We start from the raw sequence: 13,961 nt of genomic DNA, 5'->3' as shown, positions 1-13,961 counted from the left end.
AAAAGGCCGGAATATCGTCCACAACTTCGAGTTCGGCGAGATGCGACTCAACGCGCCTGGGCGTCCGACCACTGATCGAAGGTCTGTAGACCGTGATCCGAATCCTGTGTGGTGACCAGCGTTCCGTCTCGCATCGCGCGGCCGTACGCGCCGGGAAGCGGCACCTCGAGCACCGGGCCGCGCGCACCGATTGCTCGTGCGTAGCGCCGCACCATCTTCGCCATGCGCTCTTCACGTGGTCCACCGAGATCGGCGACTCGGCCTGCTGGTGGCCGCTCCGCCAGGTCGATCAGTCGCTCGGCGACCTCGCGGGCTGCGATCGGTTGCGAGACCATCCTCGGGACGACCGTCAGTGGACCGAACGAGGTCTGCGACCGGATCTGCGCGGCGAACTCGTGGAACTGAGTAGCTCGCAGGATCGTCCACGGTACGGCTCCAGCGCGAACGAGGCGCTCCTGCTTCACCTTTCCGGCGTAGTACGCGTACGGGGCTTTGTCTATCCCCACGACCGACAACGCCACGTGGTGCCCTATTCCGGCCGCGCCTTCCGCCGTCAGCAGGTTACGGGTGACGGCAGCGAAGAACGCCGTCGATTCCTTCGCCGAGATCGTCTGCGTCGAGGCGACGTCGATCACCGCGTCGACGCCGGACAGGGCGTCGGGCAGTCCCGATCCGGAGACGAGATCCACACCGGCAGACCGCGACAGGACTACCACCTCGTGTCCGCGTTCCCGAGCAACCTCGACGACGTGCACTCCCACGGTTCCGGTTCCACCGGCTACGGCTAGCTTCATCGCGTTTCCACCTGATTCTCGAGTGATGATGCGGACCGCACTGCGCGGCCCTCCACTCTCTGACGACGCAGCCGAGGCGAATGTCTGTCGTGTGTATCGACCCAGTGCCGGAGTTTGTCCGGATTGAGCACGATCCACACGCTCGCGACCATGCAGTCGGCGGTGTCGAACCCGATGACGTCGAACCCGATCACCCCGAACACCGCGCCGTCGCGCCGCATCACGATGCCCGACAGGCCGTTGACGGGTTCTATCGACCAGTCGAGATCGATCGACTTGGCAGTGATGCCGCGAACGAAGCGAGCGACTCGATCGGATCCGAGGATGGCATTGCGGGCCGCGGATACATGGCCGCCGCCGTCGCTGACCAACGTGACGTCGGGTGCGAGCACCGAGATCAGGGATGCGATGTCCCCGCTTGCGGAGGCCGACGCGAAAGCCCGCACCACACGGTCGTGCTCGATGGGGTCGGCAACGGAGCGGCGACGGGAATGGACGTGAGTTCGTGCAGCAGAGGCGAGTTGACGGCAGGCAGCCGCGGATCGATCGAGAACGGTCGCGATCTCGTCGAACGGTACGGCGAACGCGTCGTGCAGTACGAATGCGACTCGTTGCGCCGGACCGAGCGATTCGAGCACCACGAGAAGTGCCAGCGTCACCGATTCTTGCTGCGCAACTCGGTCGGCGGGGTCCGCGGCGGCAGGAGTCTCGGAGTCGAGGCCGTAGACGGGTTCCGGCAGCCACTGCCCGATGTAGTTCTCGCGGCGAGCGCGAGCAGAGCCGAGAACGTCGAGGCAGATGCGGCTCACGACGCGGGTCAGCCACGCCGCTGGAACGTCGATGGCGTCACGTTCGGCGTCGGTGAGCCGGTACCAGCGAACGAGAGCCTCGGATGCGGCGTCCTCGGCGTCGCTGTAGGAGCCGAGCATCCGGTAGGCGATCCCGATCAGTCGACCGCGTTCGTTGTTCATCGGATCGCACCATAGCGCGAGCGGACGATACCGAGTTCGAGGTTACGGACGAAAAAACGCGAAAATCCGTCCGTAACCTCGAACTCGGCGGGCCGTACTAGACGCTGGCGACACCCGGCGCGAGGAAGCGGCGACCGGTCGCTGCCTCGGAGGCACCGCTGCGGTCCAGGTACGGGGTGATGCCGCCGTTCCAGAAGCCGAAGCCGCCGCCGAGCAGCAGGCAGAGATCGATGTCCTCGGCTGCTGCTACGACTCCCTCGTCGAGCATGATGCGGATTTCGTCGGCGAATGCCCGACGGGTCCGGTCGAGAACCTGCTCGGCAGTCGAGGGCGAATCGCCCTGCGGCCACAGCGCGGCGACCTCGGGATCGACGACCTGGCCCTCGGGTCCGTAGGTCCACACACCCGGCTTCTTCGCCTCGACGAGAGCGCGGAATCCCGGCGAGTCCTTGAACCTCTCCGGGTATGCCTCGGCGAGGGTCTCCGCGGTGTGCAGTGCCACGGCCGGGCCGACGAGAGCCAGCAGGGTCAGCGGACTCATCGGCATGCCGAGTTCGCCCACTGCGCCGTCGGCGACATCGAACGGGGTGCCCTCGTCGATCGCGCTGATGATCTCGTTGGACGCACGTGTGACAAGACGATTGAAGACGAATCCGGGGAGATCCGCAGACAACACGGCCGACTTCTTGAGGGTCTTGGCCGTCGCGAATGCCGTTGCCAGGGTGGCGTCGTCGGTCTTCTCACCCTTGACGACCTCGAGCAGTGGCAGGACCGCAACGGGGTTGAAGAAGTGGAAGCCCACGACGCGCTCGGGGTGCTTCAGGTCTGCAGCCATCTTGGTGATCGACAGTGAGGACGTGTTGGTAGCAAGGATCGTGTCGGCAGAGACGAACTCCTCGACCTCGGCGAACACCTTCTTCTTCACGTCGAGGTTCTCGAACACGGCCTCGATGACGAAATCGGTGTTCGCGAACGCCGACTTGTCGATGGAGCCGGACACCAACGCCTTCAACCGATTCGCGGCATCGGGGGACAGACGCTTCTTGCCGAGCAGCTTGTCGATCTCCCCGTGGACGTACCCGACACCCTTGTCGATGCGCTCCTGATCGATGTCGGTGAGGATCACCGGCACCTTCAGCTGGCGCACGAACAGCAGGGCGAGCTGGCTGGCCATCAGTCCGGCACCGACGATGCCGACGCCGGAGATCTTGCGCGCCAACGACTTGTCGGGTGCGCCGGCCGGACGCTTCGCGCGCTTCTGCACCAGATCGAAGGCGTACAGCCCGGCGCGGAGCTCGTCCTTGACCAGCAACGTCGACAGCGCCTCGTCCTCGGCCGCGAAGGCCTTGTCGAGCGAGGCCGAGTCGGTGATGTCGGTGCTCTTGGCGAGCTCGAGCAGATCGACTGCGGCGACGGGGCCCGGTGCGAAATTACCGGTCTTACCGGCCACGATGCCCCTGGCACGGGCGATGGCGTCGTCCCAGGCCTGTCCGCGGTCGATCTCGGGACGGTCGGGAACGATCTCGCCCTTGACGACCTGAGCAGCCCACGCGAGGGACTGTTCGAGGAAGTCGGCTCCGCCGAAGAGGGCGTCGGCGATGCCGAGATCGAGTGCCTGCTGCGGCTTGAGGACGCGGTTCTGGTTGAGAGCGTTCTCGATGACGACGGTGACGGCGTTCGAGGCTCCGATGATGTTGGGCAACAACTGGGTTCCGCCCCATCCCGGGACCAGGCCGAGGAAGGCCTCGGGCAGGCCGAGGGCAGCGGCGTTCTCTGCGACGGTGCGGTAGTGCGAGTGCAGTCCCACTTCGAGGCCACCGCCGAGTGCAGCACCGTTGATGAAGGCGAACGTCGGAATCGTCGACTCGCGCAGGCGACGGAACACCTTGTGCCCGAGCTGCCCGATCTGCAGCGCTTCGTCCTTGGTCTCGATGTTCGGCACACCGTTGAGGTCGGCACCGACGGCGAAGATGAACGGCTTGCCGGTGACGGCGATGGCCACCGGGTTCGCTGCGAACGCCTCGTCGAGTGCGGCGTCGAACTTGGCCAGACCGCCGGGACCGAAGGTCGACGGCTTGGTGTGATCGAAGCCGTTGTCGAGCGTGACGAGGGCGATGGAGCCCTCGAGCCCCGGTACGGAGACGATCTTGGTGAATGCGTTCGTGACTACCTCGTCGGTGAACGCTGTGGTGATGTCACTCATTTGGCCGCTCCCGAGTAGTCAGCGTGGTTGGGGTTCTCCCAGATGACGGTGCCGCCCATGCCGAGACCGATGCACATGGTCGTCAGGCCGTAGCGCACGTCGGGCTGCTGAGCGAACTGGCGGCTCAGCTGCGTCATCAGGCGGACGCCCGAGGACGCGAGGGGGTGGCCGCACGCGATGGCACCGCCCCACTGGTTGACGCGGGGGTCGTCGTCGGCGATTCCGTAGTGCTCGAGGAAGGCGAGAACCTGGATGGCGAAGGCCTCGTTGATCTCGAACAGGCCGATGTCGTCGATGCTCAATCCGGTTCGGCCGAGCAGCTTTTCGGTCGCGGGGACCGGTCCGATGCCCATGACGGCCGGGTCGACGCCGGCGAAGCTGAAGCCGACCATCCGCATTCCGATGTTCAGGCCGAGCTCGTGCGCGGTGTCCTCACCGGCCAGAATCGCGGCGGTTGCGCCGTCGTTGAGTCCAGCGGCGTTGCCTGCGGTGACGCGGCCTGCGGGCCGGAACGGCGTCTTGAGCTTGGCGAGGTCTTCGACGGTGGTGCCGGGGCGAGGCGGCTCGTCCTCGGTGGCCAGGCCCCAGCCTGCGGCCGACTTGGTGGCGACGGGCACGAGGGTGTCGGCGATGTAGCCGGCCTTCTTGGCGGCGTCGTACTTGTTCTGGCTGGCGACGGCGTACGCGTCGGTGCGGTCCTTGGTGATGCTCGGGAACCGGTCGTGCAGGTTTTCGGCGGTGTTGCCCATGACCAGCGCGCTGGGATCGACGAGCTTGTCGGCGAGGAAGCGCGGGTTGGGGTCGACGCCTTCACCCATCGGGTGGCGGCCCATGTGCTCGACGCCACCGGCGATGACGACGTCGTACTGGCCGAAGCCGATGCCCGATCCGGTGGTGGTCACCGAGGTCATCGCGCCTGCGCACATGCGGTCGATGGCGAAGCCGGGGACGCTGCGGGGGAGTCCGGCGAGCAGTGCGGACGTACGTCCGATGGTCAGGCCCTGGTCACCGGTCTGCGTGGTCGCGGCGATCGCGACCTCGTCGATCCGTTCGGGAGGGAGGTTGGGGTTCTTGCGAAGCAGTTCGCGGATTGCCTTGACGACGAGGTCGTCTGCGCGAGTGTCGGCGTACATGCCCTTGGGGCCTGCCTTGCCGAACGGGGTACGGATGCCGTCGACGAAGACGACATTCCTCTGTGAGCTGGTGGACGCGGGTACAGACACGCTTTTCGATCCTCCCGACAGATGCGGACGACTCGCCCGGGTGCCCGGACGCGTCCACTACTGTAGCCGGTATTACCCGTCGGTAACTTGGGAAGGGTCCAGTGCCTTCGCCAGTACCGGCACCACCAGCGTCCGCTGCCAGGGTCGGGCCCCGCCGTCGGCCAGTCGGGCGTCGATCAGCTCGGCCGGGTCCACGTCGGAATCGACCGGATTCTGCCAATCCCACACCAGGCGGCGCAGCAGATCCGGCATCAACAAATTCTCGACCGGCACCGCAACCGATTCGCTGAGCTCGGTCATCGCGGCTCGTACGTCGGCGAGTCGCGCCGCTGCGTCGGGATCGCGGCGAGCCCACCGATTGACCGGAGGCGGGCCGTCGAACGAGGCTGCCATCGAGGGCAATTCGGACGTCGGAAGCGCCCGCGCACGGGTCAGAGCCGAGGCCCACAATCGGGACGATCTGCGCTGACGGGGACCGCCGAAGACCGGCAGTTGCTCGAGCTCCCGCGAGGATTTCGGGTCCGCTGTTGCCGCCGCCACGATCGCCGAGTCGGGCAGTACCCGGCTCGGTGCCACATCACGCTTGGCTGCCAGTTCGTCTCGCGTGGTCCACAATTCGCGAACGGCAGCGAGGGTGCGGGGAGATTTGATCGCATGGATCCCCGATGTCCGACGCCATCTGTCGGTCTTGGGTTTGGGTGGCCCGAGCGTGAGGATGTGGGCGAATTCCTGCGCTGCCCAGTCCGTCTTGCCCTGCTGTTCGAGCTCCTCGGCCATCGCGTCGCGCAGTTCGAGAAGAACCTCGACGTCGAGCGCGGCATAGTTCAGCCAGGTGTCGGGCAGCGGCCGGGTGGACCAGTCGGCTGCCCCGTGGCCTTTCTGCAGGGCCAGTCCGAGGGTGCGTTCGACGATGGCACCGAGCCCCACGCGATCGAATCCGGCGAGGCGTCCTGCCAGTTCGGTGTCGTACAGCGTGGCAGGCACCAGGCCGAGTTCGCCGAGCCCGGGTAGGTCCTGATCGGCGGAGTGCAATACCCATTCGAGCGGGTTGATCACCTCGGCGAGCGGGGCGAGATCGCCGGTGACCGGGATCGGATCGAGCAGGACCGTGCCAGCGCCGCGGCGACGGAACTGCAGCAGGTAGGCGCGCTGGGAGTAGCGGAAGCCGGAGGCGCGTTCGGCGTCGACGGCGAGTGGGCCGTGACCTGCTGCGAGCAGAGCGGCAGCGGCGCGCACGGCGTCCGGCGTGTCGACCACGTCGGGTACGCCGTCAGCCGGGGCCAGTAGCGGAACGGCGACAGGCGCGTTCGCCTCGTCGTCCGGCGTGGTCTCGGGAGAACTCTCGGCTGACATGAGATGTGACTCTAGGCCCTGCGGGTTCGAGAACCGCCCACTATGTCCGGCTGGAACTGCGCTGGCCGAGGGTGGTGATGCCCGCAGGCGGCAAACCGGCCGCGTAGGCGAGCACCTCGCAGAACGCCTCGACGTGCGTCGAGAGGTCCTCGGACGTGGCCGTCCACGAGGCGCGCAGTTCGAGCTGGTGGGCCTTGGGTGGACCGGCGATGTCGCCGTAGCGCACCGAGCTGGTCGAAGTGACCGTGCCGCCGAGTGCGTTGAGCGGCTCCGACCGTGACTCCAGCGCGTCGACCAGCCAACTCCATCCGACCTCGGGGAGCAGGGGATCGTCGGCGAGGGACTCGTCGACGTCCGCCTGGATGTATGCGACCAGTCGAAGGGTGCCGTTCCATGCCTCGGCACCGTCGGGGTCATACAGCAGAATGAGGCGGCCGAAGGCGTCGCCGTCGCTCTGTTCGTCGACCTGTTCGGAATCGGGATGCTTGACCTCGGCACCGATCGCGTAGCTGTAGGGGGCGAGACGCTGCGGCGGCCGGATCGGACCGATTTCGATCGCCGGGTGTACCTGAGCCCGATGCATCGCGTCGATGGCGGCGCGGAACGGCGCAGGTTCGGCGGTGGAATGGGGTTCGGTCACGTCACCGGACGTTAGACGCGTCACGTTGCCCCGAGGCGGAGGCGCGCCGAGCCGTGATGCAACCGAAGTGGGTGTGTCGCCCTTGGTGGCGGGAGCTTTCCCGACGCGTGGCAGCATGGAACCCGATGAACGCCGAACCGCACGCCACAGCCCCAGCCCGCCGGGAACTCCCGGACGCACCGTTCCTGGCCGCGATCGCGGGTCGAACTCCCTCGCGTCGGCCGGTGTGGTTCATGCGCCAGGCCGGTAGGTCGCTGCCCGAGTACCGCAAGATTCGTGCAGGCATCGGCATGTTGGATTCGTGCTTCCGGCCCGATCTCGTGGCCGAGATCACTCTTCAACCCGTTCGCCGTCATGACGTGGACGCGGCAATCCTGTTCTCGGACATCGTCGTTCCGCTCAAGGCCGCCGGTATCGATCTCGACATCGTCGCAGGCACCGGACCGGTCGTGGCGCAGCCGGTGCGGTCGGCTGCCGACGTCGCGGCTCTGCCGGTCCTGACCGTCGATCAGGTGGAGCCGGTGGCCGACGCGGTGCGGATCCTCACCCGCGAGCTCGCCGGTACGCCGCTCATCGGTTTCGCGGGTGCACCGTTCACCCTCGCGTCGTATCTGGTCGAAGGCGGCCCGAGTCGCAACCACGAGAAGACCAAAGCGCTCATGCGGTCCGATCCGGCGACCTGGCACGCCCTGCTCGACGCATTGGCCACCACGACGATCACCTTCCTGCAGGCTCAGTTGGCCGCAGGCGTCGACGCCGTGCAGGTGTTCGACTCCTGGGCGGGTGCGCTGTCCCTCGCCGACTACCGCGAGTACGTCCTGCCGCACTCGCAGCGAGTGTTCGAGGCCGTGTCCTCGGCCGGTGTGCCGAAGATCCACTTCGGCGTCGGAACCGGAGAGTTGCTCGGGGCGATGGGTGAGGCAGGTGCCGATGTGGTCGGCGTCGACTGGCGGATTCCACTCGACGACGCCGTGCATCGTGTCGGCAACGGCAAAGCCTTGCAGGGCAATCTCGATCCGGCGGTGCTGTTCGCCGGTTGGGACGCCGTCGAGACCGAAGTTCGACGCATCGCCGCCGAGGGAGACCGCGCTGTCGCGGCCGGTGCGCGCGGACATGTGTTCAACCTCGGACACGGAGTGCTTCCCGATACCGATCCCGACATTCTTACGCGCGTGGTGTCGCTGGTGCATTCGTTGTGACGGTGCGGCGATATGCCGTCGTCGGCGGCGGAATCTCCGGCCTCGTCGCGGCGTATCGCCTTCGGCAGTCCTGCGGGCCGGATGCCGAGATCACTCTCGTCGAGTCCTCGTCTCGCATCGGCGGCACGCTGCGCACCACCGCGGTCGGCACGGACTCCCTCGACGTCGGTGCGGAGGCCTTCATCGGTCGACGTCCCGAGGTGCCGGCACTGCTCGCCGAGCTCGGTCTGTCGGATCAGCTGGTGTACCCGGCACCGGTGCGACCGCTCGTCTTCTCCGGCGGTCGAACACACCCGCTTCCGCCCGGCACCCTGATGGGCATCCCGTCGTCCGCCGATTCCGTTCGGGATCTGGTGGACCCCGAAGACCTGCACGTCATCGAGACCGAAACCGCCCGGCCCTTCGCCTGGACCGCGGGATCGGATGTCAGCGTGGCCGAACTCGTGGGCACCAGATTCGGCTCCCAGGTGGTCAGCCGTTCGGTTGATCCGCTGCTCGGCGGCGTGTACTCCGGTTCGTCGAGCTCCATCGGCGTCCGCGCGGCACTGCCTACGTTGGCTGCGGCATTGGACGGCGGAGCGGCGAACCTCACCGAGGCAGTGCAGGCAGCACTGCCCACCCCGTCGCCGGGGCCGGTGTTCGGCGGACTGCGCGACGGCTATGCGGTGTTGCTCGATGCCCTCGTCGCTGCGACCGATGCCAGGACGGTCTTCGGAGCAGGCGTCGGCGAGATCCGCCGCGAGTCCGACGGATGGTTCGTCGACGGAGTCGGATCCGTCGACGGAGTGGTGCTCGCGGTCCCTGCCCCAGTTCTCGGTCGGCTCATCGCCGAGGTGGCACCCGCGGCGTCGCAGGCCGCGCGGGAGATCGAACTCGCATCCTCGGTCGTCGTCGCGCTCGCGTTCCCCAAGACCACGGAGCTACCCCAGAATTCGGGAATCCTGGTGGCCACGGACGCGGGCCTGGACGTCAAGGCATTCACCCTGTCGAGCCGCAAGTGGCCACACCTCGGTGAGCGTGACGCGGTACTGCTGCGGGCCTCGCTCGGCCGATTCGGTGACACCACGGCGTCGGACCGATCCGATGCGGAGTCGATAGAGACAGCCTCGAACGATCTGCGGACGGTAGCCGGAATCGATGTGCGGCCGCTCGCCGCGACCGTGCAGCGCTGGCCGGGGGGCCTGCCGCAGTACGCGCCGGGTCACCTCGATCGCGTCGCCGCCATCGAGGCCGGGGTCGCCGACCTACCCGGCCTCGAGGTCACCGGGGCCTGGCAGCGCGGCGTCGGGGTGCCGGCGTGTATTGCGTCCGCCACCACCGCTGCCGCTCGTCTGATCGAAGTGGCACGATAGGGCCATGGCACGCCTCGATTACTCAGCGCTCAACTCGACACTTCGCTACTTGATGTTCTCGGTCTACAAGGTCACGCCCGGCGTTCTGGGCGAGGATCGGGCCGCGGCCGCGAAGGAAGCGAAGGTGTTCTTCGAAGGTCGTGAGGACAAGGGTGTCGCGGTGCGCGGGGTCTACGACATCGCCGGCATGCGCGCCGACGCCGATTTCATGGTGTGGACCCACGCCGAGCGCATCGAGGACCTGCAGGCGACGTATTCCGATTTCCGTCGCACCACCGCGCTGGGCAAGGCGAGCACACCGGTGTGGAGCAACACCGCGCTGCACCGTCCGGCCGAATTCAACAAGAGCCACGTCCCGGCCTTCATCGCCGGTGAGGATCCGGGCGCGTACATCTGCGTCTACCCGTTCGTCCGCTCGATCGACTGGTACCTGCTGCCCGACGACGAGCGTCGCACGATGCTGGCCGACCACGGCAAGGCAGCACGCGACTACAAGGACGTTCGGGCGAACACCGTGCCGTCGTTCGCGCTCGGCGACTACGAGTGGATTCTGGCCTTCGAGGCTCCCGAGCTCGACCGCATCGTCGACCTGATGCGTGACCTGCGGGCCACCGAGGCGAGGCGTCACGTGCGCGAGGAGACTCCGTTCTTCACCGGCCCTCGGGTCGAGGTGGACGCGCTCGTCGAATCTCTGCCGTGACGACCACGGGCACACCCGCGATCGAAGCCGTCCTGTTCGACTTCTCGGGCACGCTGTTCAGGCTCGAGGAGGAGCCCTCGTGGTTCGACGGCGTCCACGACGCCGACGGCACTCCGGTCGACGGAGCGGGAGCTGCAGAGCTGATGCGGCGCATGACTGCTCCGGTCGGGGAGACGGTGGAGTTCGACGACGCCACCAGGCACGCCTGGCGAAACCGAGATCTCGACCCGGCGCTGCACCGACAGGCGTACCTGCACGTACTCGCACAGTCGGGGGTCAGCGACCCGCAGCAGGCCGAGTCGGTGTACGGACGCGTGATCGACGCAGATTCCTGGACGCCGTATCCGGACACCGAGGCGGTGCTGAAAAGGCTTGCGCACGAGTCGGTTCGGGTCGGAGTGTTGAGCAACATCGCCTTCGACATCCGTCCTGCGTTCGTCGATCGCGGTCTCGATCGGTACGTCGACGAATTCGTGCTCTCGTTCGAGGTGGGTCACGTCAAACCGCAGCCCGAGATCTTTCGGCACGCCGTCGCCGCTCTGGGCGTCGATCCGTCGCGGACGCTGATGGTCGGCGACAGCGACGAGGCCGACGGTGCCGCGCGGGAGATCGGATGCAACTTCGCGCTCGTGGATCCGGTGCCGACGGCGCAGCGGCCGGATGCACTGCTGGCAGCGTTGAGCGCGTTCGGAATTCGATGACCAGGGTGGTTCGATGACCGGAGCGGCCGGCGTCCAGCACATGGGCCACTGGGGAATGTTTCGGGCCGAGTCGGACGGACGAGAAGTCACTGCGGTCCATCCCCAGGTGACCGACAGAAACCCTTCCCCGGTGTTGGGAAACCTCGTCGGGTCGGTGACCCATCGATCCCGCGTCGCCTCCCCGGCAGTGCGCAAAGGCTGGCTAGATCACGGGCCGGGTCCGACCGACAAGCGTGGCAGCGATGAGTTCGTCGACGTCTCCTGGGACGAGCTGACCGATCTTCTGGCGGCCGAATTGCGAAGAGTGATCGACGCATTCGGTAACAGCGCCGTCTACGGCGGGTCGTACGGGTGGGCGAGTGCAGGGCGCTTCCATCACGCGCAGAGCCAGGTGCATCGCTTCCTGAACTGCATCGGCGGTTACACGCGATCGGTGCACAGCTACTCACTCGGTGCGACCGGTGTGATCATGCCGCACGTTCTCGGCGCGCACTGGAAGATGTTCTCGCGCTCCACATCCTGGAACGTGATAGCCGAGCACACCGAATTGTTGGTGGCGTTCGGTGGAGTTCCGGTGAAGAACACCGGCATCAATCACGGCGGTACGTCCGATCATCCGACGGTCGACTCACTCGACGCGATGCGGGCTCGCGGTGGGCAGATCGTCACCGTGAGTCCGCTACGCAACGACATGAGCGGCGACGCTCGATGGATTGCGCCGCGACCCGGTACCGACGTGGCGATGATGCTGGCACTCGCGTACGTGCTGGCCGACGAGAAGCTGCACGACACAGCGTTTCTGGAGAAGTACTGCGAGGGATACCCCGAGTTCGAGCGCTACCTGCTCGGCAGCACGGACGGCACACCCAAGACCCCGCGGTGGGCGTCGACGATCTGCGGCATCGAGGCCGCGGTGATCGCGGATCTGGCCCGAGAGATGGCGTCGAAACGCACGATGGTGACGGTCACCTGGTCGCTGCAGCGGACGCGGCACGGCGAGCAGGCCCCGTGGATGGGCGTCACCTTGGCGTCGATGCTCGGTGGGATAGGCGTTCCGGGAGCAGGATTCGGGCACGGGTACGGGTCGATGAACGAGCCCGGTCTGGCCCCGGTGCCGTATCCGTTGCCGACTCTGCCGCAGGGGATCAATCCCGTTCCCGACCTCGTTCCGGTCGCCGCCGTCTCGGACATGCTGCTGAACCCGGGCTCCCAATTCGATTACGACGGTAAGCGATTGACCTATCCCGACATCAAGATCGTCTACTGGGCCGGCGGCAATCCGTTCCACCACCACCAAGACCTCGGGCGGCTGCGTCGCGCGCTCGGCAGAGCCGACACGGTCGTCGTACACGATCCGTACTGGACACCGATGGCCAAGCACGCCGACATCGTCGTCCCGTCGACCACGTCGTTGGAGCGATCGGACCTGAGCTGCACGCGCAACGATCCCTTGCTCGTCGCCATGTCACCCGCCGCCGAGCGCTTCGCCGAATCCCGCGACGATTACGACACGTTCGCCGAGCTGGCGACGAAACTCGGTGTGGGCGAGCAGTTCACCGAGGGGCGTAGCTCGCAGCAGTGGCTCGAGCACATGTACGAGCAGTGGCGCGGATATCTACGCGCCGACGGCGTCGACACTCCGGAATACGAAAACTTCCGGCGTGAGGGTTCGTTTCGGATGAAGACCGAGGACGATCTGACGTTCTTCGAGGATTTCCGACGCGATCCGGTGGGCAACGCGTTGCGCACCCCGAGCGGGAAAATCGAGATCTTTTCGGCGACGGTGGACGGGTTCGGCTACGACGACTGCCAGGGTCATCCGATGTGGTTCGAGCCGACCGAGTGGCTCGGCGGACCGAGGGCCGAGCAGTTTCCGTTGCACCTGATCGCCAATCAGCCGCGCACCAGGCTGCATAGTCAGCTCGATCACGGTGCGGTGAGCCGGAACTCGAAAATTCGGGGCCGCGAGCCGATACGCATGCACTCGTCGGCGGCCAGGGCCAGGGGAGTGTCGGACGGCGACGTGGTGCGGGTGTTCAACGACCGCGGTTCGTGCCTGGCCGGTGTGGTCGTCGACGACGCGCTGCTCGAGTCTGTCGTCCAGTTGTCCACCGGGGCCTGGTACGACCCCGAAGATCCGGCCGATCCCGATTCGATGTGCGTTCACGGGAGCGTGAACGTGCTCACCGCAGACGAGGGATCGTCGGCGCTCGCACGCGGCTGCACCGGCCAACACGTGTTGGTGGAGATCGAACGCTACGACGAGCCGTTGCCGCCGATCAGAGCGTTCGATCCACCGGTTCGGTCCGGGGTCAGAACACGACCCGAGAGATGATCTCGGCGACGAGTGCAGGCTTGTCCTCGCCCTCGATCTGCAATGTTCCCGCCGTCACCATCTGCAGTGCTCCGCCGGATACCTCTTCGACCGAGACGAGGGTGGTCTGCAGACGCACGTGGGCTCCGACCTTCACCGGGTTGATGAAGCGAACCTTGTTGGAGCCGTAGTTGATTCCGAGCTTGGTGTTCTCGATGGTGTAGATCTGCCAGTTGAGCATCGACACCAGGGACAGGCTCAGAAATCCGTGGGCGATAGGTGCGCCGAAGGGGCTTTCCTTCTTCGCCCGCTCGACGTCGACGTGGATCCACTGATGATCGCCGGTGGCGTCGGCGAAGGTGTTCACCCGTTCCTGGGTGATCTGCAACCAATCGCTGGTGCCCAGGTCTTCGCCGACGGCCGCTTTGATCTGCTCTGGTGACGTGAAAGTGCGCATGCTCACAGTATGCACCGTCGGAGCAGGCGATCGAGTAGCGCGAACGATGTTCAG

General features: G+C 66.5%; 12 protein-coding genes. 5 read left to right on the top strand and 7 right to left on the bottom strand.

Annotation, left to right across the window (positions count from 1 at the left end; genetic code table 11):
* Nucleotides 1-47: 47 nt before the first annotated feature.
* From CH296_RS23240 to CH296_RS23215, 6 genes are all read right to left on the bottom strand, one after another.
* Nucleotides 48-794: an SDR family oxidoreductase gene (locus CH296_RS23240; RefSeq protein WP_094685813.1), complete on the bottom strand. Its 747-nt coding sequence runs from the start codon at nt 792-794 to the stop codon at nt 48-50.
* Nucleotides 791-1,765 (bottom strand): RNA polymerase sigma factor SigJ, encoded by a 975-nt coding sequence (sigJ, locus tag CH296_RS23235; RefSeq protein WP_094685812.1) that lies wholly within the window; start codon nt 1,763-1,765, stop codon nt 791-793. The genes CH296_RS23240 and sigJ overlap by 4 nt, the downstream gene beginning before the upstream one ends.
* Nucleotides 1,766-1,862: 97 nt before the next feature.
* Entirely contained in the window at nt 1,863-3,968 is a 2,106-nt protein-coding gene (locus tag CH296_RS23230) for a 3-hydroxyacyl-CoA dehydrogenase NAD-binding domain-containing protein (protein ID WP_094657081.1), read from the bottom strand.
* Complete coding sequence (locus CH296_RS23225) at nt 3,965-5,191, bottom strand: thiolase family protein (RefSeq protein WP_094657082.1); 1,227 nt, start codon at nt 5,189-5,191, stop codon at nt 3,965-3,967. The genes CH296_RS23230 and CH296_RS23225 overlap by 4 nt, the downstream gene beginning before the upstream one ends.
* 72 nt (nt 5,192-5,263) lie before the next feature.
* Nucleotides 5,264-6,544, bottom strand: coding sequence for a ribonuclease D (locus CH296_RS23220; protein ID WP_094685811.1), 1,281 nt, complete (start codon nt 6,542-6,544; stop codon nt 5,264-5,266).
* Nucleotides 6,545-6,584: 40 nt separating this feature from the next.
* Entirely contained in the window at nt 6,585-7,184 is a 600-nt protein-coding gene (locus CH296_RS23215) for a DUF3000 domain-containing protein (RefSeq protein ID WP_032397938.1), read from the bottom strand.
* 125 nt (nt 7,185-7,309) lie between these two features.
* Here CH296_RS23215 and hemE point away from each other — a divergent pair, with 125 nt between their 5' ends.
* The 5 genes from hemE to CH296_RS23190 are packed head-to-tail and all read left to right on the top strand — an operon-like array spanning nt 7,310 to nt 13,471.
* Entirely contained in the window at nt 7,310-8,383 is a 1,074-nt protein-coding gene (gene hemE, locus CH296_RS23210; protein ID WP_045195375.1) for a uroporphyrinogen decarboxylase, read from the top strand.
* Entirely contained in the window at nt 8,380-9,735 is a 1,356-nt protein-coding gene (locus CH296_RS23205) for a protoporphyrinogen oxidase (RefSeq protein WP_094647980.1), read from the top strand. The genes hemE and CH296_RS23205 overlap by 4 nt, the downstream gene beginning before the upstream one ends.
* 4 nt (nt 9,736-9,739) lie before the next feature.
* Complete coding sequence (gene hemQ / locus CH296_RS23200; RefSeq protein WP_032397941.1) at nt 9,740-10,435, top strand: hydrogen peroxide-dependent heme synthase; 696 nt, start codon at nt 9,740-9,742, stop codon at nt 10,433-10,435.
* Nucleotides 10,432-11,136, top strand: a complete 705-nt coding sequence (locus tag CH296_RS23195; RefSeq protein ID WP_032397942.1) for an HAD family hydrolase — start codon at nt 10,432-10,434, stop codon at nt 11,134-11,136. Before hemQ ends, CH296_RS23195 begins: the two co-directional genes overlap by 4 nt.
* Before the next feature lie 13 nt (nt 11,137-11,149).
* Entirely contained in the window at nt 11,150-13,471 is a 2,322-nt protein-coding gene (locus tag CH296_RS23190) for a molybdopterin-dependent oxidoreductase (RefSeq protein WP_256980551.1), read from the top strand.
* Here CH296_RS23190 and CH296_RS23185 read toward each other — a convergent pair.
* The gene (locus CH296_RS23185) at nt 13,449-13,907 is read right to left on the bottom strand and encodes a MaoC family dehydratase (RefSeq protein ID WP_045195371.1); all 459 of its coding nucleotides are present in this window, start codon (nt 13,905-13,907) and stop codon (nt 13,449-13,451) included. The genes CH296_RS23190 and CH296_RS23185 overlap by 23 nt on opposite strands.
* Between the last annotated feature and the right edge of the window lie 54 nt (nt 13,908-13,961).

The organism is Rhodococcus sp. 14-2496-1d (genome assembly GCF_002259365.1).
Lineage (GTDB): Bacteria > Actinomycetota > Actinomycetes > Mycobacteriales > Mycobacteriaceae > Rhodococcoides.
The sequence above is the reverse complement of the archived record's forward strand: the minus strand, read 5'-3'. Positions and strand labels throughout refer to the sequence as shown.